Source organism: Photobacterium sagamiensis (genome assembly GCF_050337085.1).
Lineage (GTDB): Bacteria > Pseudomonadota > Gammaproteobacteria > Enterobacterales > Vibrionaceae > Photobacterium > Photobacterium sagamiensis.
Genome location: NZ_JAKJSP010000018.1, coordinates 70,848 through 90,754, shown reverse-complemented (window position 1 = coordinate 90,754; position 19,907 = coordinate 70,848). Strand labels below are relative to the sequence as shown.

17 protein-coding genes are annotated in these 19,907 nt (G+C 42.9%); 10 read left to right on the top strand and 7 right to left on the bottom strand.

Going from position 1 to position 19,907, the window contains the following annotated elements; translation table 11 throughout:
* Positions 1 to 281 precede the first annotated feature (281 nt).
* Positions 282 to 755: an outer membrane lipoprotein gene (locus L4D76_RS08405; RefSeq protein ID WP_428440465.1), complete on the top strand. Its 474-nt coding sequence runs from the start codon at positions 282 to 284 to the stop codon at positions 753 to 755.
* Between the two features lie 111 nt (positions 756 to 866).
* Here L4D76_RS08405 and L4D76_RS08400 read toward each other — a convergent pair whose 3' ends face one another.
* The 7 genes from L4D76_RS08400 to tnaC (L4D76_RS08370) all read right to left on the bottom strand — a co-directional run bounded on the left by L4D76_RS08400 (position 867) and on the right by tnaC (L4D76_RS08370) (position 7,836).
* Positions 867 to 2,423 carry an alanine/glycine:cation symporter family protein gene (locus tag L4D76_RS08400; RefSeq protein ID WP_428440464.1) on the bottom strand — a complete coding sequence of 519 codons (1,557 nt, stop codon included), beginning with the start codon at positions 2,421 to 2,423 and terminating at the stop codon, positions 867 to 869.
* Positions 2,424 to 2,857: 434 nt separating this feature from the next.
* On the bottom strand, positions 2,858 to 3,733 hold the full coding sequence (gene pdxY, locus L4D76_RS08395) for a pyridoxal kinase PdxY (RefSeq protein ID WP_428440463.1): 876 nt from the start codon (positions 3,731 to 3,733) through the stop codon (positions 2,858 to 2,860).
* Positions 3,734 to 3,951: 218 nt separating this feature from the next.
* On the bottom strand, positions 3,952 to 4,332 hold the full coding sequence (locus L4D76_RS08390) for a RidA family protein (RefSeq protein WP_428440462.1): 381 nt from the start codon (positions 4,330 to 4,332) through the stop codon (positions 3,952 to 3,954).
* 98 nt (positions 4,333 to 4,430) lie between these two features.
* Complete coding sequence (locus L4D76_RS08385; protein ID WP_428440461.1) at positions 4,431 to 5,684, bottom strand: aromatic amino acid transporter; 1,254 nt, start codon at positions 5,682 to 5,684, stop codon at positions 4,431 to 4,433.
* A gap of 115 nt (positions 5,685 to 5,799) precedes the next feature.
* The gene (gene tnaA / locus L4D76_RS08380) at positions 5,800 to 7,266 is read right to left on the bottom strand and encodes a tryptophanase (RefSeq protein ID WP_428440460.1); all 1,467 of its coding nucleotides are present in this window, start codon (positions 7,264 to 7,266) and stop codon (positions 5,800 to 5,802) included.
* 204 nt (positions 7,267 to 7,470) lie between these two features.
* On the bottom strand, positions 7,471 to 7,563 hold the full coding sequence (gene tnaC / locus L4D76_RS08375) for a tryptophanase leader peptide (RefSeq protein ID WP_428440525.1): 93 nt from the start codon (positions 7,561 to 7,563) through the stop codon (positions 7,471 to 7,473).
* A 174-nt stretch (positions 7,564 to 7,737) separates the two neighbouring features.
* Positions 7,738 to 7,836, bottom strand: a complete 99-nt coding sequence (gene tnaC / locus L4D76_RS08370; RefSeq protein WP_413466705.1) for a tryptophanase leader peptide — start codon at positions 7,834 to 7,836, stop codon at positions 7,738 to 7,740.
* Positions 7,837 to 9,608: 1,772 nt separating this feature from the next.
* Here tnaC (L4D76_RS08370) and L4D76_RS08365 point away from each other — a divergent pair.
* The 9 genes from L4D76_RS08365 to L4D76_RS08325 all read left to right on the top strand — a co-directional run bounded on the left by L4D76_RS08365 (position 9,609) and on the right by L4D76_RS08325 (position 19,734).
* Positions 9,609 to 10,844 (top strand): site-specific integrase, encoded by a 1,236-nt coding sequence (locus L4D76_RS08365; protein WP_428440459.1) that lies wholly within the window; start codon positions 9,609 to 9,611, stop codon positions 10,842 to 10,844.
* 1,128 nt (positions 10,845 to 11,972) lie between these two features.
* A complete protein-coding gene (locus L4D76_RS08360) occupies positions 11,973 to 12,347 on the top strand; it encodes a hypothetical protein (RefSeq protein WP_428440458.1) in 375 nt (124 codons plus the stop codon).
* A 246-nt stretch (positions 12,348 to 12,593) separates the two neighbouring features.
* Complete coding sequence (locus L4D76_RS08355) at positions 12,594 to 14,090, top strand: hypothetical protein (RefSeq protein WP_428440457.1); 1,497 nt, start codon at positions 12,594 to 12,596, stop codon at positions 14,088 to 14,090.
* Positions 14,091 to 14,360: 270 nt separating this feature from the next.
* A complete protein-coding gene (locus L4D76_RS08350; protein WP_428440456.1) occupies positions 14,361 to 14,720 on the top strand; it encodes a hypothetical protein in 360 nt (119 codons plus the stop codon).
* Positions 14,721 to 14,985: 265 nt separating this feature from the next.
* The gene (locus tag L4D76_RS08345; protein WP_428440455.1) at positions 14,986 to 16,209 is read left to right on the top strand and encodes a trypsin-like serine protease; all 1,224 of its coding nucleotides are present in this window, start codon (positions 14,986 to 14,988) and stop codon (positions 16,207 to 16,209) included.
* A gap of 447 nt (positions 16,210 to 16,656) precedes the next feature.
* Complete coding sequence (locus L4D76_RS08340) at positions 16,657 to 17,613, top strand: hypothetical protein (protein ID WP_428440454.1); 957 nt, start codon at positions 16,657 to 16,659, stop codon at positions 17,611 to 17,613.
* A gap of 84 nt (positions 17,614 to 17,697) precedes the next feature.
* Positions 17,698 to 17,940 (top strand): helix-turn-helix transcriptional regulator, encoded by a 243-nt coding sequence (locus tag L4D76_RS08335; RefSeq protein WP_428440453.1) that lies wholly within the window; start codon positions 17,698 to 17,700, stop codon positions 17,938 to 17,940.
* Positions 17,933 to 18,187 (top strand): hypothetical protein, encoded by a 255-nt coding sequence (locus tag L4D76_RS08330; protein ID WP_428440452.1) that lies wholly within the window; start codon positions 17,933 to 17,935, stop codon positions 18,185 to 18,187. Before L4D76_RS08335 ends, L4D76_RS08330 begins: the two co-directional genes overlap by 8 nt.
* On the top strand, positions 18,181 to 19,734 hold the full coding sequence (locus L4D76_RS08325; RefSeq protein ID WP_428440451.1) for a replication endonuclease: 1,554 nt from the start codon (positions 18,181 to 18,183) through the stop codon (positions 19,732 to 19,734). Before L4D76_RS08330 ends, L4D76_RS08325 begins: the two co-directional genes overlap by 7 nt.
* The last annotated feature ends 173 nt before the right edge of the window (positions 19,735 to 19,907 follow it).

The window sequence follows — 19,907 nt, the reverse complement described above, 5'->3', positions numbered from 1 at the left end:
TTCCATCCGTAACGTTACCGCCCTTAGGCCACGTTCCTCATTATCATTTCTGCAATCAGTATAAAAAATCGGCACTACTTTATAGATAGTACATATCTCAATACATGGCATAGGAAGTCAGCCGTATGCCGCCTAAGTTTTGTGTTAAATCATAATTTTGTTAGCGGAAGCACAGCAATGAAGTCGTCGCTGAAACAATGGCAAGATATTTCATGGTCAAAGGCATATTTATTACAGTTGCTATTATACTTGTTCTACATACGTTCTTTCAGGAGTTCACCATGAAGATACACCCTCTCTCTCTCATGTTACTGCTTTCTGTTTTTGTGTTTGCGGGATGTTCGAGCAACCCCTATGGTGACTCTTATGGTGTCAGTGATACGCGGCAGATCCAAAATGTACGCTATGGCACCATTATGAAAGCCGAACCGGTTACCATTGAAGGTGACGGTGGAGGGAAGCTTGTCGGTACCGTTGCCGGTGCTGCAGTTGGTGGGATTTTAGGCTCTAAAATTGGTGGCGGCTCAGGGTCAGATATAGCCGCTATCGGTGGTGGTGTGCTGGGTGGTGTTGCCGGTAGTAAAGCTGCGGATGCGGCTACTCGCCGTAATGGTGTTAACTTGACGATTAAAATGGATAACGGAGAAGTGATCGCGATCGTTCAGGAGGTTAACCCAAATATGATCTTTCAGGTCGGACAGAAAGTTCAGGTAAATATTGATGGCAAGCAGGCTCGGGTTGTGCCGGCCAGCTAAACCTGATTTCAGGAAATACTGTTATATAAAAAGCGCAGCCCGACAGGTTGTAGTCAAGCCAGCCAATGTAATTGGCTGGCTTGTTGGTTTAGTCAGTTAGGTTTAAGTCACTTAACTGTTTGTCTCTTTGGAAGGAACCAGACCTCGCTCGCCGCCTTTGCTGTAGTCTTTGATTTCGCCCGACTTAACCCGCGCCACGAACGAATTCAGCTCTTTCTTCACTACTGGCATCAGGAAGTACAAGCCGATGATATTGAAGATAGACATTGCAAAGATGGCCGCGTCAGAGAAGTCAATCACAGCACCAAAGCTAACGCTGGCACCGACAACCACAAAGCTACAGAACATAATTTTATAGGCCAGCTCGGTTTTTTCACCTTCACCGAACAGATAGGTCCATGCTTTAAGCCCATAGTAAGACCATGAAATCATGGTTGAGAAAGCAAACATAACCACAGCCACCGCCAGAACATACTGGAATATATCGGCCGTTTCAGTAAATGCCGCCGCCGTCAGCGTTACCCCGCTTAACTCACCATTGTTCATGCCTGAAATCGTGATAACCAGAGCGGTCATGGTGCAGATAACCACGGTATCAATGAATGGTTCCAGCACTGAAACCAGACCTTCGGTTACAGGCTCTTTGGTTTTTACTGCCGCATGTGCAATCGCCGCCGAGCCCACACCGGCTTCGTTAGAGAAAGTTGCACGCTTCATCCCTTGGATCAGAGCACCGACGAAACCACCTGCCACACCAGCACCGGTAAAGGCACCGTCAATGATTTGTGCAAATGCGTCGCCGATTTGAGAGGCGTTTGCGACCAAAACAATAACCGACATAGTTACATATATCAGTGCCATTGCAGGAACTAACTTTCCGGTTACCCGGGCAATCGATGGCATGCCACCAATGATAACCGACGCCACCATGCCAGCTAAGATGAGACCTGTCACCCAGCCATAGCCCTCAGGCAAGCCCAGTGTCTGCACAATCATCGCATTGGCCTGGTTGCCCTGGAACATATTACCGCCACCCAGCGCACCCAAGATGGTCATAACCGCAAAGCCGACAGCCAAGCCTTTCCCCAGACCGCCAAAGCCACGCTCTTTTAAGCCTCGGCTCAGGTAATACATTGGACCACCCGACACGTCACCGTTTGGCAGTTCATTGCGGTATTTAACCCCAAGGGTACATTCACAGAACTTCGAAGCCATGCCTAGCAAGCCACACAAAATCATCCAGAATGTTGCTCCCGGGCCACCAATGGCCAAGGCCGCACCCACACCGGCAATATTTCCGAGCCCGACCGTACCAGAAAGCGCCGTCGCCAGCGCCTGGAAGTGAGAAACCTGACCCGGATCCTGGTCGTTCGGATCCGAGAAGTCACCTTTAACGATTTTCACCGCCAAGCCAAAACGCTTGAACTGAACAAAACCGAAATAAAAGGTGAAAATAATGGCCGCGACAAATAACCAACCAACGATGATCGGGAAATTTGTTCCATTGACAGGCACCGAAGTAAAAATGGTGTTTGCGAACCAACCGAGGTTTTCGCTAAAAAAGTGATCGACTGCCTTATCAAATCCAACTTGCTCACCTGAGGCAAAAGCCGAAGAGGTAAACATGGTTAACGCTACAGCAAGATAACAACTAATTTTTGATATCATATTCCGTTCCACCTGTGTGTTTATTGTATGAAGGCGGAACAGGGCAGAATATTTCACCATTCAGTACCTAGTTCATATGTCGCCAACATTTCCCTGTGGAGAGAAAAATTAGCAATAAGGAAACATAATCTCAACAACTGGTAGTGGTTTACTGTGGTCGTTTATCTTGTGCAATGTTAGTAATTGGCTATTATCAACTGTTAATGGTTCACTATTTCAGCCTATATCGTTACTTATTAACATCTAGGTAGTGAATGTCGATCGGAACTCAAAATGTTAATATTTCGTTAACCTTGTCACCTTTTTATACGATTCTTCGTCTTACAGACCTGCTTCGACCAGCGACACACACTAAAAAGGCCCAATCTTTTCGAGTTGGGCCTTGTATAACTAAAACACACGAGGGTCTGTTTATCTGATATTTGAGCTTATCCTTACGCTGTTTTCAAGTTCAGGTTGATCATTTCCACTGGAAATGTCTCGCTGGGCTCGACGAGTTCATTTTGAGCCTGAATGGTTTGCAATTCCCACTCGTTTTGTCGATGAGTTTGTTTAAGAACGCCATAACAAGCATCATGGCAATGTTGGAATGCATGCATTGTTGAATAGCCTTTTAGTAGACCCGCAGTGAACAACGAAGAGATCAGATCGCCAACCCCAACGGGTTGCTGAGCAAAAGGTAAATGAGGGCGCTGGGCCAGAAAGCAGCCATCGGGTGTGGCTAACAGCATGCTGAACTTATCGTCTGAAACACAATATAGATGCTTAACAAGAACAACTTTTGGCCCTTTAGCTAAAGCAATGTTGCAAGCTTTCACGGCATCAGAAAGTGTGTTGATTTCCATTTGTGCAAATTGGCTGAGCTCGAATTGATTCGGCACGATGACATCTGCCATTGGCATTAAATGATTCACTAAGTATTCCGTAATGCCGGGAGCAACGATACAACCTTTATCCGGTGCCCCCATGACAGGATCACAGATGTATAAGGATGAAGGATTTTTGGCCTTTACTTTTTCTACGGTTCTGATAACAGCCTCACATTGTTCAGCACTTCCTTGATACCCCGTGAGAATTGCTTTACAACGCGTTAGCGCATCAATGTTATCAAGCCCCTGAACCAGCTCATCAATATCAGAGGCAGAGAAAGCACGTCCCGTCCAACCTTGTTTATATTGAGTATGATTAGAAAACTGGACCGTATGTATTGGCCATACTTCGAACCCCATTCTTTGCATCGGGAAAATAGCAGAGCTGTTTCCTGCGTGCCCGTAAGTAACATGTGATTGAATGGATAGAATGCCATGCATAATGTTTTCCTTTCTATAAGTAACTCAAGGTGGGATCCCAATTGCGTATTTAGAGTAATAGGAAGAATCTAAAAGAGCATTTGGTGATTTGATTATTTTTTGTTTTAGGTGAACTTAAAATAATTGTGGGTATTTAAGCTTAAAATATTTAGCCCTATCATATATATATGATAGGGCTATTAACTAAGACGAAAAATATCTTTTTAAAATCCTAAAAGTTAGCGTGAGGCGATAACTTCAATTTCAACTTTTGCATCCAGGGGTAAGCGAGCCACTTCAACACAAGAGCGAGCCGGGAAAGTCGCATCATGATTATTGAAGAAAGCTTCATAAGCCTCATTTACTCTGGCAAAGTCATTTAGATCTTTTACAAACACGGTGGTTTTAACGATATTGTTGGCGTCTAATCCAGCTTCTTTGACAATCGCTAATGCATTTTTTAAAGATTGAGTTGCCTGCTCAGCAACGTCATCAGGCATTGCCTTCGTTTCTGGATTTATAGGTAGCTGGCCTGACGTGATGATCATATTACCTAAATCCACACCTTGTACGTATGGACCAATAGCTTCAGGCGCACCTGGCGTCTTAATTGCAACCATTTTATTTTCCTATTTATTTAATAGACTGGTTATCTCTGTTTTCTAGATTAGTAGAGTAAGATAACCAGCCAATCATTATGATATTGATTTAAATTTGTTTAGCCTGTAAACGCTGGAAGTATGCCTAGCATAGACATGAAGTGGAACACGGCGGTTAAAACACCAAAGCCAATTACTACAACAATCATTGGCTGGCCACCTGGTGCTTTAAAGCCTTCCTGACCGTTCTCTAACATGCGTGCCTTTCTCACGAGAAGAGCAGGAATAATACACGTCCAAACCGTTGCTGCAGCGCCGGCATAGGCAATGGCAATTATAAAACCAAACGGGAACAGAAGTGACATAATCAGAGGTGGCAAGAAAGTCACCAGCCAAGTTTTTGCACGACCTTGTTTAGTGTCTTCGAACTTGAACAGATCAGCCAAATAGTCAAACACCCCAAGTCCAACACCAATGAAAGAAGATAGAATTGCCGCCATTGAGAAGGTATTGATCGCATTCGCCACTTTTTCAGATTCAATGACTGAACCTAATGCGGCTAGTAGTACATCTACGTTACCGCCTTGCTCAATCACAGGTCCAAATTGGCTTCTAGGCAGATTCCCATAAATACTGAACAACCATAAGAAGTACAGACTTAATGCGATTACTGTGCCGCCCAAAATCGCGTATTTTGCTTTTTGCTCTTCGCCGTAATAAGCACGCATTGAAGCCACAGAATGGTGATAACCAAATGACGTCAAAGCGACCGGCAGCATAGCCATTGCGTAGGGTGCGTAGCTCGTTTTTTCATTGATGGTGTCAAACAAGATGGACATATCTACTTTGATCGCCAGCCCTGACACACCAAATATAAAGCTTAAGACCATAAATAAGATTAAAACAACGGAAATTCGGTCTACTGCTCGAGTTGAGTGCCACACAAAGGCTGAAAACACCAAAACAAACAAGATGGAGCTGATTTTGCTATCGAGGCCCAGAACATCTTGAAGGATAAGGCCTGAAGATGTGATGTAGGCGTACAGTAAAATACCCCCTACAAAATACACCGTCAGGTTATTGAACATGTTGACCTTATCACCAAGCATGTCTTTGGTTACCGTGTTGAAAGATACCTTTAAGTCATAATGCTTAAAGGCTTCTAGCAGCATCCAACCCGAAACGGTCATTACGACCATTGTTACTGTAATCGCGAAAATTGACCAAGTAGTCCATGCACCCGCTCCCGCACTTGGGAGCCCCAGCATTCCTGCACCGACGCAGACACTGGCTATAATGCATGCGCCACCTATTAACGACGGACTCTTTTCCTTAACACTGTCACCTACTACTAATGACGGATTCTGTTCCATAATTCAGTCACTCTTGTAATTTCACGTTATTGGATTTATGAACCTAAACTGTATTATTTTATTATGTGTTTAGGAAAAGAGCGCAGCCCCTAGGGATTGCGCTCTTTTATTGTGATTAAGCTTCTTCTAGAACTTTGGTTTCCGTTTTCGCCACTTCTTGCGCTGGCTCAACCTCTTTGAGTCGAGCAGTAAAGTGACGAAGCACCGCTGGCTCATAAGTAAAGTCAAGGCCTTTCACATTCGCTGCGTTTTCCTTCACTTTTTGGAACGCTTCGATAACGAAATCCATATGCGTTTGAGTGTAAGTCGCACGTGGGATAGTCAGACGAAGTAGTTCCGCAGGACAAGGATGTTGTTTGCCTGTCGCTGGATCGCGACCTAGTAATAGAGAGCCGATTTCAACGGCGCGGATACCCGCAACTTTATAGAGTTCGCAAGCAAGTGCATGCGCTGGGAACTGCTCGGAAGGAATGTGTGGAAGCAGCTTACCTGCGTCTACGAATGCCGCGTGACCACCCGCTTGCTGACATACGACACCGATAGCCTCCAGACCATCTACAAGGTATTGAACTTGACCGATGCGGTATGCCAGCCACTCTTGACGCATACCGTCATAGAGGCCAACGGCAAGACGCTCCATCGCACCGCCTTCCAGACCACCGTAGGTTGGGAAGCCTTCCTGAATAACACACAAAGTACGACACTCGGTGTATGCATCCATCATGGACTCATCTTTGAAGCAAAGTAGGCCACCCATCTGTACCATGGCATCTTTCTTTGCAGACATAGCTAGGCCGTCAGCATACTTATAGGATTCGCGAGTGATCTCTTCGATAGTCCAATCTTTGTAAGCATCTTCACGCTGTTGAATAAAGAAGGCGTTCTCAGCATAACGAGCGGAGTCCATAATCACTGGAATGTCATATTTCTGCGCGATCTCATACACGGCTTTTAGGTTAGCGATAGAAACAGGCTGACCGCCTGCAGAGTTACAGGTAATTGTACTCACAATGTAAGGTACGTTTACAGGGTCTGCTGCAAGGATCGCTTCTTCTAGCTTGACGAGGTCAAAGTTACCTTTGAAATCTGCATTGACCGCGGTATCAAACGCTTCTTCTGTATACACATTTTTCGCCACACAACAGTTCACTTGAGTGTGACCTTGTGTGGTATCAAAGAAGTAGTTAGACAGTGCTACCATCTTGCTACGGTCTAGTCCCTTCTCCATTTCACGTTTCTTGATAAGGACAGGAATGTAGATTTGCTCGGCACCACGACCTTGGTGAGTCGGAATGGTTAATTCATAACCAAAGATATCTTTTACCGCGTTCGCAAGTGCGTAGTAGCTGCGGCTACCGCTGTATGCTTCATCACCACGGAACATCGCGGCTTGCATTTCTTGAGTAATTGCACCCGTGCCACTGTCAGTCAACAGGTCGATAAATACGTCTTCACTATCTAGCAGGAATGGGTTCATACCCGCTTTTAAAATTGCGTCATCGCGATATTCACGAGTAGTACGTTTTACAGGCTCAATAACACGGATACGGAATGGTTCAGGTAAGTGTTTAAAGTTTTCCATAATAATGCCTTTACTCTTGATTGGTGTTTATTTCACCATAAATTAATGTTTGGTTTTTATGTTACTAAAATTCAAATTAATAATATGCCTTCAAAGTTATCTAATGTTTTGATTTTACGGTGAGTAAAATCGCGTCAAACAAATAACGAAATGTCAGGAGTATTAATTCCGCCTCAAATAAAAGAGGCGTAAACGCTTCCATATTTACTTTGAAGGAAAATAGTAAGATATTTTATAATCTTCAATATACCATGGCGTCAGCGATGATAATATTGAAGGTTGCCATTTAAGATACATGTTCATTTTATGTTCCCACATAAAAATCAAAGTAAAAATTAACAGTCAGCATTATAGGTTAAATATGTTAAAGCACCTTTGCTTTCACAAATTAAATTTAACCTAAACAACACCAAAAATTAGTTGTTAAATGTCTTGAATTTTTTGAGGCCGCGTAAAGAGCGCCTCTAGAATTTATTCTGAAGATAAATGAAAGGACAGTTTGTGGTCTACGTTATACCAGGCCAACAATGTTAGCGCCGAAGTTGATTGCCATTTGAGGTACACGTTCATTTTATGTCCTATATGAAAAAGCAATGCTTTAAACTAATGACGAAAGTATCCTATAGTTCAATTATTAAATATATGCTTGTTATCAATAAATGTGACCGGTGCTAGCAAAAAATTGCGTGTGGAAATTGAAAGGGTGTTATGTTGTGATCGATATCAAATGTCATTAAATGAAGGTCCTTGTCTTTGGTTCTGCATCTATGGATATCTGTTAAATTCACACTTTATAAATCAACATATCCTTAAAGTAATATTCAAGAATGACAAAGTACATCGCCACCATTGGCTTAGACGGTCGTTGTCTACAAAGAACGTCAATACGGATGTGAAGAAAGTACTTTCCGCCTACTCAGTGACGCTTAAGCTATCTGTCAGCATAGTGGGGCACCCCCCAAGAGGCGATCGTCTTGAATAATGATAATAAACTGGTTACCGATAGCATCAGGGATATCGACGCCTACACCTAGCATATTTATACCCAAACTACTTCAAGGTGCATGATTCAGAGCTTCCTCTGGGAATTCAATTCAAACGAAATGTGTGTAGGAATGGCATCCCCTTTCAAGCACATTTTGCGCAGAAGTGAGTTTCCAGAGGAGCTCCCAAGGGGCGAGTTTCAGTGGCTTTTATACTGCGTTAGCCATACTCCAAATAGAACCACTATTCGCTCATATGGCTGCCTTGCCTAAAAGCCACTGAATTCTCGCTGAACACGGCATCTTGAAGTAGTTTGGGTATACGTTAAAAATGAGATCGCTGTAGCAGAGCGTATTAAAGAGCGTGCCAGACGTCATCGGATAGGCCTTGAATTGTTACATAGGTGGGGATAGCGGAAAAGGGGGGGGATCTGCCGCACAGAACAGCAGAAAAGCAAAAGGCCGAAGTGGTTACTAACCGCTTCGCCCTTTCTATATCTGGTGGCTCCAGTCTGACTTGAACAGACGACCAGCCGATTATGAGCTACTACTGAAAAATTAAGCAGCAGCACTGTCGCAGCGCTTACTAATTTCCATTCCAATATCCTGATAACGATGAGTAAATACCTCAGATTGGCATTCGTTGCATTGATATTTAAGCCAGTCTTTTCTTACAACATGTTTTTCAAAAAAAGTCCTGTGTAATTGTAAGAAGTTCGTTCTGCAGTTACAAGCAGGACATAATTTACCGAATAGCATTTATGTTCTCCTGGAATATATTTCTCCTGCTCTTTTTACATTTGTTGCATGAATCATTCTGGGAGGAGTGTCACACTTATCGATATGAAGCTGGGTGATATGCATTTGTGTTGATTGTTTGCTCTATTTTTGTTTGTTTCTTAATCGGAATGTCATTGTTTTTATGTTCTTTTGCGACGGCTACAGCTTGGTGCGTATTCTGTCGATGTGGTTTTCTGGAGGGCTATCAAGATGCTGTTTAGTGGAAATTTGCTGATGAATTTCAGTGGAGTAGATGGAAAGGAACTTGGTTGACCTAACCTGCAGACAGGATATGGGAAGGGCAGAAACAGAAAAGGCTTACGGATTTCTCCATAAGCCTCATCAGGAATCTGGTGGCCCCTGTCTGACTTGAACAGACGACCAAGCGATTATGAGTCGGTTTTTGAGTGAATTCCAATGAACGGCAGTGAACGATAATGTGAAATAAATCCAATAATTATCAAGTAGTTATGGTCGGTGGTTTGTTTTTTGTTGTTCACCGAGATCTACTGAAATACAATTCATTTGCTACATATATGCTACATATACAGAGTGGCGTTATTCAGGGAAGCAGGTGAAATGGCATTGAAGAAGAAGATATCAGCCTCATCAATCAAGCAACTCACGGTCGAAGAGAAAAGGCTCAATGATACGGAAATCCCCGGCTTTCATGCTCGTATCTCAAAGCTAGGTCGAATCGTTTACTACCTGTATTACCGTCTGGATGGTAAACAGGTCAATTTTAAAATTGGCCCTGCCAGTGATCTGACTCCAGCTCAGGCGCGTGACCTTGCCAGAGAAAAGATGGGAGAAGTTGCCAAAGGCAATGATGTTCATGCCGTGAAGAAGCAAGCAAGGGAAGAGGTGCTTCGTCGCAAGCACTTAATCCTTTCCATTTTCCTTGAAGAAAGATACCTACCTTACTTACAAACCCGAAACCCCAAGACAGCAGCAAGAATCGTCAACCACCTGCGTTCGCGGTTTGATTTTTTGATGGATAGAGATCTTGACCAGATAACGCCTTGGGATATTGAAAAGTGGCGCAGTGAACAACGAAAACTAGGCAGAGCACCAGCAACCATCAATTACACGGTGAACACATTAAAAGGTGCATTATCTCGTGCGGTTGAGTGGGGCTTAATTGAGTATCACGAACTCAGCAAGGTTAAAGCCATCAAAAGCGATAACACCCGAGTACGTTATTTATCTCAGATGGAAGAGAAAAGGCTTCGCCATGCGCTAAAGGAGCGAGATCAAAACATACGAGCCTCACGGGTGTCTGCCAATGAACACCGGGAAAAACGTCACAAAGAGCCATATCCCAGTTTGAATGATGTCGCGTTTGCCGATTACCTTGAACCGCTGGTGTTACTTGCCATGAACACAGGTCTACGACGCGGCGAGTTGCTTGGCCTTGCATGGGCTGATATTTCTTTTTCAGGCCGATACCTGACGGTTCGCGCCAGCAATGCTAAATCGAAAGAAGGGCGAATCGTGCCCCTTAATAATGAGGTGTTTTCGACGTTGGAAAGCTGGCGGCAGCAAAATCCAGATTCCCTCTATATATATGAGGGAAAAACAGGGCAGCCATTAACCGACGTGAAAAAGCCTTGGGCGTTAGTATTGGAGGTAGCCTTTATCATTGATTTCAAGTTTCATGACTTACGGCACCACTTCGCCAGTAAGTTGGTGATGGCAGGTGTTGATCTCAATACCGTTCGCGAATTGTTGGGCCATGCTGATTTGAACATGACCCTGCGATACGCGCATTTGGCACCGGAGCATAAGGCAGCAGCGGTAAATCTGATCGGGTGATTAACTCGCTTTCGCTCCCATAGCGCCATACAACGCCATCAAAGTACAACGTTCTATTTTTGATGATAGAAAGGACACGACTGAGACACTTTGGGACAAAAGTCTGTTAGACCTTCTGCTCTAAATCGGGCGTTTCGGATAAGGAAAGGTATCACATCCTAAAACACCCGCTAACAGGAATTACCGAGCGTGTTTTTTTGAAGAAGGGCAACCTGATCTCGGGTATGACGCTTGGTTTGTCTGAAGTACATCAAAGCTAACTAATTCGCTGACGTATATGTGTTCCCATAGATATGAGCTTTAACTTTCTCTGCAATCACGTTTTGCCCCGCATTATGACAATTTGATGCTACTACTCTCGTGCCGATATCATCAGAAATCGGTTCTTATCTGTCGCTTTCCCCCATACCCAGCCAGTCCTTTAGTTCATTGTATAAAATGCTTTTTGAGGTAAGGGATACATGTATTAATGTCGAAATATGCTGAATCAAAGGCTGTTTAATGATAACAAGAGATCCCGCAATGGGGCGTACACCGAGCAAGAAAAAGTTGCGGTAGTTTTAGTTGAATGATGCTCTGTATGGCATTTCGATTCACAGCTACGACGAAAAGATTGACATAAGTCACATAACTACCAAAGACATCTTACCAGTACAAAATATTGTTCAGGATTATGTTTACAGGTTTATATATACTGGTATCATTGCAAGCAGTTTAACGCTTTGATTCTAATCGATTATTCGTATAAAAATGCGTCGCTCTAGCCATCATGGGCGGAACATGAGAAAACTGAGATCAGCATCAAGCTGTCGTTTCCTCTGATTGCAATTGTACTGGATCGCGGATTTCTCTGCATCACATTGTCCAAAACCTCGTTTTGTTTATCTTAATAATGGTACGAATGAAGAGGTTGAGGAGGTGGTCAATCACCCTGTTCATATGCTTGATGATTCTGGCATTAAGCGCAATTCTGAAAATGACCACCTTTGGACACACAGATCTGATATTCGGATTATTACACTAAAGAAAAAGTCAAAACCAATCTTGTGGTTGAACCTATAAAACACAAAGGTAAAACCAAAAAACTGATTTAAATCAGATAATCAATAAAACCTAGAGAGTTATGAAATGAATAAAGGTATCGCTGTTTTAGTTTGTGCGCTTAGTCTTGGTCTTGGTGGTTGTGCTTCGAACGGTGGCTCTGAAGAAAGTGGCTTCATGGCAACGGTTTCAAAAGCGACAAGTGCGCTAGACCACGAAAATGGCGTATTCATTTCTGATGCTCAAATCAAAGTAATGACAGAAAAGCATTACACTAAAGAGAAGATTGTAGAGCTGTTCGGTCACGCGGTTGATGAAGAAGGGAACACTTGGAAATACGGGTACGTTAAAGTCCCTGCATTTTCATCAAACAATATTAATGAAACCACTGTTATTAAGTTCAATAGCAAGAATAAAGTTGTAAAAGCATACAAGGCGCAGGGTGGCAACTCGCTATTCTAATTAAGACCTTGTGTTAATGACAAACACAAAAGTCCCTGACTTGTTCAGGGGCTTTGTTTTTGTAGTCTTCCTGACTATTTCGCTGCTACTTTATTGGTCGCAAGAATCTTCATTCTCGCAGGGTATGTTGCCATATTATGTTTGGTTTATTTAAGTCAAACTCACAGTTAAGTTGTTAATTTAAAGCTTGTAACCATTTGAATGGATATAAGCTATCAGTGAATTCTCGCAAAGAAGGGAAATGTTATGACAGAGCAAGATAAAGTTACTTCAAACATCGAAGCTGGTAAGCAGTCAGCAAAGGATGCTATGGAAACTTTGAAATCTGTTGATACCAAGCAAGAGATTGAAAAGGGCAAAGAGAAATTCAACGCGTTCAGTAACAAGGTGAAAGCCGAAGCGGGCACTGTTGATCTAAAGAACCTCGACATTAACGCACTCAAAGAAAAGAAATCGCTTTTGATTGCTGTTGCTGGCGGTGTTGTAGCCTTGTTCCTGGTGATTTCCATACTATTTGGAGGCGGTGGCAGTGATATCATAAATGCCACTGTTGTACCTGATCATCAAATCAAATACGCTCAAGAATTGGGTGATATTGAGATTATGGGCGTTCGTAATCGATATATTAGCTCAAAAAGTGCCGAGCAGATTAAGAATATATTAGCTGATGATACAACGGTTATTGTGTCAGTTATTGACAGTAAAGAATTCGATTTAAGGAAAATGAAATCCAAAGATATTTCGGATCTGGAAAAGGTAGCAAAAGTTTACAATAAAAAATTAAAAGCTATGCCTGACCTTTTTGAAGAGCATAAAAAAATTGTACGGGCACCGATTATTGCTGAACTTAAAGCGCTTAAACAAGCAAAAGTTAATGTTGAGAATAACATCAAAGCTTATGAAGAAGAGATGAAAGCTCCTAAAGCTGCTTTAGAGCAATCGAAGAGTGTCAAAATGCAAGCGAATGAGAGGCGTAAGGAAATCGAGCTACAGGTGCGTACAGCCTACAATAAACAGATTGTTGACCAGAAGTTACCGATGAGGGCTATTAGGAAAAACGATCCACCATTTGATGTCCGTGTACGTACCACCGCATGTAAAGTCAGCGATCAAAATCAATTCGTTCAGACCAAAACTCATTGTTATTATGTCTTTCCTAACTCAATGCTCTTGGTTGAAGGGAAAGGTACGGGCATAGCCTTAGCTAATGCTGTTGAGTATTACAATCTCAAAGATGCTGGTAAAGCAGAGATTAAAGCGGGTGAAGCAGCTTACAGAGCCGCGTCGACGGTTGCAGGTAAAAAATACGGTTTTATCGAAAATTTACGTCGCACTTTACATGAAATTAGTCGTGATATTAATACTGCTGAGAAAGCCTATGAAAAGTCTGTTTCTGAGTGGAGTAGAGAACGATTTATAACAGAGCAGATTGATAAAGAACAACTTGCTGTACGTGATGCGTGGACTAAGTATAAACAATCAGCATTTTCGTCAATATTGAAAAAAGCGAAAGAAGTCGATGTCGTTATGGGTGAACAGTTTGAAGTAGATTTGGATAATGCTTACTTACTCTCAATTATGGAACTAACTATAAATGATAAAGTCGTGTTTTCAGGTCAGTTGACGGATTTAACCAAAGATTATTCAAATGTTTCGAATCTTGATATTTCAATTTATCCTCCACAGTTAGGTAACAATAAGCAAGATGTGGTTGAGTATGATTTGTTAGAAAAGATTAAGTAGTCATCTCATGAATCGAAGCAGCTAAGGTCACTACTTTAGCTGCTTTTATTAATACATCATGAACGTAAGCAATCACGTGTTTGAACCTGTAAAACACAAAGGTAACACCAAAAAACAGATTTAAATCTGATAATAAATAAAACCTAGAGTTATGAAATGAATAAAGGTAAAGAGAAGTTCAATGCATTCAGCGAGAAGGTGAAATCCGAAGCTGGGACTGTAGATATAAAAAACTTCGACATTAACGCACTTAAATAAAATAAATCGCTTTTGATTGCCGTTGCTGGCGGTGTTGTAACCCTGTTCCTAGTGATCTCCATGCTATTTAGCGGCGGCACCGACATCGGGCATCTTGCTGGTACTTACCGTACAGTTGATGGCGATACAATCGAAATTACTGACAGCACGTTCATGTATAACATTCCTGATTATCAAAAGAATATGATTTCAGATATCGAGCAGATTGAGCTTGTTGACCGTGCAGCGACTTCATTCGATGGCTATGTGGCTGCGTACAGACTGAAATCGCCGCAGGGTGAGATTATTCTAGCTGTTGATGCTGACGACAAGGTAAGTTTTGGCTCGTACGCTTATGGCATCTTCTATCCTGAGTTACTAGAGAAAATCTAAACCGGCTCCTTTGACATTCAAATACTGAAAATTAGATCGGTTCGAGTCTTGGTTGACTGCGAGCTGATTTTTTTACGCTAGTTTTTCTTGAATGGCGCTCTGTATGGTATTTCGATTCACAGCTACGACGAAAAGACTGACATAAGTCACATAACTTCCAAAGACATCTTACCAGTACAAACTATTGATCAGGATTATGTTTACAGGTTCATATATACCAGTATCATTGCAATCGGTTTAAGTCTTTGAATTAAAGGTGTTGTTTGTGTTAGGAAAATGTATAGCCCTCTCTTTGTTAGTGTCCGCACCAGCTCTTGCTATCGTGGGTGGAACATGGGAAAACTGGGGTCAGCATCAAGCGGGCGTATCTTCTGATGGTAACTGCACAGGCTCGCTTATTGCTCCTGACGTTGTTATTTCTTCTGCTCACTGTCCTAAACCGCAATTTATCGGTCTTTATGACGGCACTTACGCAGAAGTTGCGGAAGTGATCGATCATCCAGACTATATTGAAATGGTAGATGATGCAGGTTTGCCGCCAGACGCTGTTCAGTACCACTACAGCCTCGACATTCGTATTATTAAGCTAAAAGAAAAAGTTAAGATAAGTCAGGTCTTCAAATTACCTACAGCTCGCATTGCTCATGGAGAACAGGTTACTCTTTGGGGTACTGGTGCTAACGAGAGTAACCAATCCGCCACCCTGAACGATGGCTACCCTACAAAAATATCGCTTAAATCAGCTATTGGTCGTGTAAATACCAGTATTTATGAACTATACCCACAGGTGGATGAAAATGGCATCCCTGTTCTCGATGAGAATGGCGATCCAGTTATGACCAATGACAACTATGGTGATGCATTCGAGGTGGACGCAGTAAACGGCGCTGGATGCTTTGGGGACTCTGGTGGTTCTTATGTTGATGATAAAAATCAGGTACAGGGCTTAATTGTTGGCACTGATGCTTATGATGGGATTGAAAGCTGTAAAGCCGACACAGGTTCAACTGCGCTTTATGTTTATGACTACCTGGATTTTATTCAGGATTCAATCGCCAAAACAAGTAATTATGAGGCCGTGCTGAGCTACAATACAAAAGCTGAGCCAGGCAAGCGCGTCCGCGTTGAGAACGTTGGTAGTGTTGGCATTGATGTCTACGGCGGTGCTGAGTCAATTGAAATTGATGAGTGTGGCGGCATTCTTCAGCCTAAAGAAGTGTGCTACTTCACTATGCCGACTAGCGGCTCTGAGGTTGCTCTGACAGGTGAAGGCGATGTTATTTACAATGCTGATGCGTATACAGGTGATGCTGGTTCAATTACAGAGCAAGAGCGCATTGATATTGTTTCAGGCATAACGGACGGCAACACAGGCGGTAATGGTAACACAGGCGGTAATGGTAACACAGGCGGTAACGGCGGCTCTGCGGGCTTGTTTACTCTGCTAGGTCTTGGCTTGACTGCATTGCGTCGCAAAAAAAACAACTAAAGCTTGATTGATATATAAATAGAAAAGCCCGCCAGATGAGGCGGGCTTTTTATTGAAGCATCAGCCTCTCCCCCCCCACCCTTACTTGTCTAAACTACGAGGCAACTAAGAAACCCAAGCGATTCACACTTAATTTACATAAGCTCACATATGGCAAATCGACATGAACAGAATACTAATGAGTAAAAGCTCTGGCACAGAATGGGGCAAAAACGCGATAGGGTAAGGCTGAATTTAGCGGTAAACTACCAAAAAGTAGAGTCGTTGTCCTCAAGTTATGTTCCCCGTTTTCGATAGCCATATGAGGTTGAGTAATCAATTCATAGCTGAATCACAGAGTAATTCTTATCGATAAATGCGAGTCACTTAACGGCTATGCAGCGGTCTATTTGAGCTGATCGAACCCAATCGATAACTTGTATTCTTTGCAACCAACAATTGATGCATATGATAAAGCGCACCTTCTATCGAATTGATGAGATCTCCGATATAACCAGCTTAACCAAAGGTGACTTACTAGATGCTGTTGAACGCCAAGATCTTGCATTATGCGCTTGGATAGAAGACAAAGGTTTCGGCTTAGTAAGCAAAACAAACGCGTTACTCGGTTTGTTCGACTATCACGGTACGGTTAGCTTAACCAAAGAAGAAACCAAAACTTTGTTTTGTGAAGGCAAAAGTATTCGTCTTGAACGGTTTAAGATCCACGAGCCAGAGCGAATCAAGGCGATCGTGGATTGTCGGGAGCGGTTCGCAACTTTGCCCAACTCCACATTTTCTGAAATTCGATATCAAAGTACGGTTCCTGTTGTACCGTTTGAAGCCTGTGGACCTGTAGGGGAGATTGGCGAGTCACTTCTTTCATTGCTTCAAGTGAGCAATAAACATAAGAAAAAAATTGAGAATGGACAAGGAAGAGGATTTTTTAGTGACGCTTTAAAAGCTTATGTGACCCCACATGTGAAATCACTTGGTATCCAATCTATAGAAATAAAACCAGAACAGCTACGGTTTGATATCCGAAAACTAGCCGAACACTTTGGCCTTGATTGCCTAAAGCAAACCGAACCGCTAACCCAATCGAACCGTATCGTTAATCAAACGAAGCCATTATTGAACCAACCCCAAAAGCTGAATAAACCGAAAATTGATACGAATCCAATACGCGTGATGATTCGAGCGATTTTGGTTGATTACCCTAATGCTGATTCAAATACGATTTGGAATTTATTACGAACTGACACCAAGAAGAATCCACGTAAGTATGATGTTGATGGCATCGTAGATGAAATTAACCGTGATGAGATAGTTTGGTTTGGTCGAGATAGGGAAAAGCAACGAGTAATGAGCTACAAAACCTTTCAAAATAACCTGTCATCAGTTCGGAAAAGTCTCGAAAAATAATCTTCCTTGTTAGCTTCCTGATTAGATTCCCGGGAATTAAGCACTGTGTAATTTGTCTCTCAGTGAACAACAGGAGGCACAATAATGCAATCAGTACTACAAGAAAAATGTGTATACACAGAACAAGAAACATCCCACTACATCGGCATGAGCCGTTCCTTCCTTCGTCAGTCACGAATGGAAGGGCTACGCAAGAACCGCACTGAATCCCCGCCGTTTATTAAAATTGGCCGCGCTGTGCGATACCTCAAAGAAGATCTCGACCAATGGTTAGATAGCCATCGCAAAATGCATCAACTCTCTCATGAAGGGGGCGCTTATGCATAACCTAACGAAAGAGCAAAAGAATGTAATGGAATGGTTGAAACAAGGTCATACGTTCGATGTTTGTTCTGAATACTGCTCTATGCAAGGGAAGGTTATTTTATCTCATCCTCTTACAACTCGAATCATTCATCCAACCATTTGCAAGCTTCGCCGTGAAGGCTTGATTAAGTACCACGAAATTCAGAAGTATGGTGTGCGTTGGGATCGCTTCTCTATTACGCTGAAAGGGAAGGTGGCGATATGCTAACAGGGTTAAATTTCTCAATGGTCGACTGGGACGATAAGGAATTTGTAAAAGGCCGTCTTCGGCCTTTTCCTGATTTTGTTCAGCAGAAACTGTTTAACCACTATCTTTCAATGCCGAGCAAGCGGGATCGCAATGCGTTCCTCAGGGAAACAACGGATTCTCTCGCCAATAAGATTTCAATTCCTCTTAAAAAGCTCAATCTCAATGTCAGTGAGGATGGGCTACGGGCTGATGCCAAGAGTTTTTCGTCTGCTTGCCTTTCTCTTCGTCGTTTCCATATCAACGAACCAGAACAGGCACTTTTGCAGCTTGAACAGTTCGCTACTATTCAGGGTGTGAAGTCTCCAAGTCGTGAAAGCTATTCAATGGAAGGGATCACTGGCCGTCTTTGTGATGATAAGTGGTGGCTTCGTAAGTTACGTAAAGCCCATAACCGTAATGTTGAGCTGGTTTATCACCACCTTAATCAGGTTAATCGTATTAAGGGTATCTATTGTTCCAATCCAACCTTGAAAGCCAGGGTAAACCAGAAACACTTTCAGCAAGAGTACCTGGCTAACACCATCGCAACTAATCAGGATGGACAGAGCTTTTCGCTATTGGAGCTGTCACAAAAAGGTGTCGCTGATCCTAAAATCCGTAAAGCCGAGTTGATGGTAAGGGCGAGGGGCTTTGAAGAGTTGGCGAAAGAGCTTGGTCATGTTGCGACCTTTCTCACCATTACTTGCCCGTCCAAGTATCACCGGAGCTATTCAAAGTCTGGTATGGAAAATCCTAACTGGGAAGGTTATACGCCGTTGGATGGTCAGCAGTATCTCAATGACGTATGGAAACTGATTCGTTCTAAGTTGCATCGTGAAGGGATCCGTTTCTATGGCTTTCGGGTTGCAGAGCCACAGCATGACGGAACGCCGCACTGGCACTTACTCTTGTTTGTTGAGCCTGAACACTACCAAGGCATGACGTCTATCATGCGTGAGTATGCAATGCGTGAAGACAGCCAAGAGAAGGGCGCAGACCAACATCGTTTCACCGAGGTCAAGATTGACGAGAGTAAAGGATCGGCAACAGGCTACATCGCTAAATATATTTCCAAGAATATCGATGGTGAAAATCTGGATTCCGGTATTTATGGCGAAGATCCTAAAAACGCCGCAGCTCGTGTTGATGCGTGGGCCGCTTGCTGGGGTATCAGGCAGTTTCAGCAATTAGGTGGCTGCTCGGTGACTGTGTGGCGTGAACTGCGTCGTCTTAAGTCGTTACTGGGTGAAAGTGAGTTAGCCCAGCAAATTACAGAAGCGGCTGATAGCAGCGATTGGAAAAGCTTTACCCAACTGATGGGGGGAGTGTTCTGTAAACGCAAAGAACAGGCTTTTCAGCCTCACTATGAGCTGTCGTTTGACTCTGAAACGGGAGCGGTAAAGACAAGCCAGTATTGCGAAGGTGAGTTTGTTAGGGCGCTTAAAGGTGTTGTGATAGCTGGTAAAGCGATCATTACCCGCTTACATGAATGGCGCATAGCGTTTCAGGTGCCATACGCCCCTTAACTTGGAGTTCTGTGAATAAGTGTATGAAGTAGGAATAATTAAGTATGAAGGTTTTGCCCCTTTATTTGTTAGAGCAGATACTCACCATAAATTGTAACGACCGTTTTGAGATACCTTTTTTATGTCGATCTGCCTATAAATATCAGGACTACCAGTATTCCATACATCAGTCT

What these genes read in the sequence shown, in the direction of transcription:
- L4D76_RS08405 (WP_428440465.1), top strand. Translation starts at nt 282, where the DNA reads ATGAAGATACACCCTCTCTCTCTCATGTTACTGCTTTCTGTTTTTGTG.
- L4D76_RS08400 (WP_428440464.1), bottom strand. Translation starts at nt 2,423, where the DNA reads ATGATATCAAAAATTAGTTGTTATCTTGCTGTAGCGTTAACCATGTTT.
- pdxY (WP_428440463.1), bottom strand. Translation starts at nt 3,733, where the DNA reads ATGCATGGCATTCTATCCATTCAATCACATGTTACTTACGGGCACGCA.
- L4D76_RS08390 (WP_428440462.1), bottom strand. Translation starts at nt 4,332, where the DNA reads ATGGTTGCAATTAAGACGCCAGGTGCGCCTGAAGCTATTGGTCCATAC.
- L4D76_RS08385 (WP_428440461.1), bottom strand. Translation starts at nt 5,684, where the DNA reads ATGGAACAGAATCCGTCATTAGTAGTAGGTGACAGTGTTAAGGAAAAG.
- tnaA (WP_428440460.1), bottom strand. Translation starts at nt 7,266, where the DNA reads ATGGAAAACTTTAAACACTTACCTGAACCATTCCGTATCCGTGTTATT.
- tnaC (WP_428440525.1), bottom strand. Translation starts at nt 7,563, where the DNA reads ATGTATCTTAAATGGCAACCTTCAATATTATCATCGCTGACGCCATGG.
- tnaC (WP_413466705.1), bottom strand. Translation starts at nt 7,836, where the DNA reads ATGAACGTGTACCTCAAATGGCAATCAACTTCGGCGCTAACATTGTTG.
- L4D76_RS08365 (WP_428440459.1), top strand. Translation starts at nt 9,609, where the DNA reads ATGGCATTGAAGAAGAAGATATCAGCCTCATCAATCAAGCAACTCACG.
- L4D76_RS08360 (WP_428440458.1), top strand. Translation starts at nt 11,973, where the DNA reads ATGAATAAAGGTATCGCTGTTTTAGTTTGTGCGCTTAGTCTTGGTCTT.
- L4D76_RS08355 (WP_428440457.1), top strand. Translation starts at nt 12,594, where the DNA reads ATGACAGAGCAAGATAAAGTTACTTCAAACATCGAAGCTGGTAAGCAG.
- L4D76_RS08340 (WP_428440454.1), top strand. Translation starts at nt 16,657, where the DNA reads ATGATAAAGCGCACCTTCTATCGAATTGATGAGATCTCCGATATAACC.
- L4D76_RS08335 (WP_428440453.1), top strand. Translation starts at nt 17,698, where the DNA reads ATGCAATCAGTACTACAAGAAAAATGTGTATACACAGAACAAGAAACA.
- L4D76_RS08330 (WP_428440452.1), top strand. Translation starts at nt 17,933, where the DNA reads ATGCATAACCTAACGAAAGAGCAAAAGAATGTAATGGAATGGTTGAAA.
- L4D76_RS08325 (WP_428440451.1), top strand. Translation starts at nt 18,181, where the DNA reads ATGCTAACAGGGTTAAATTTCTCAATGGTCGACTGGGACGATAAGGAA.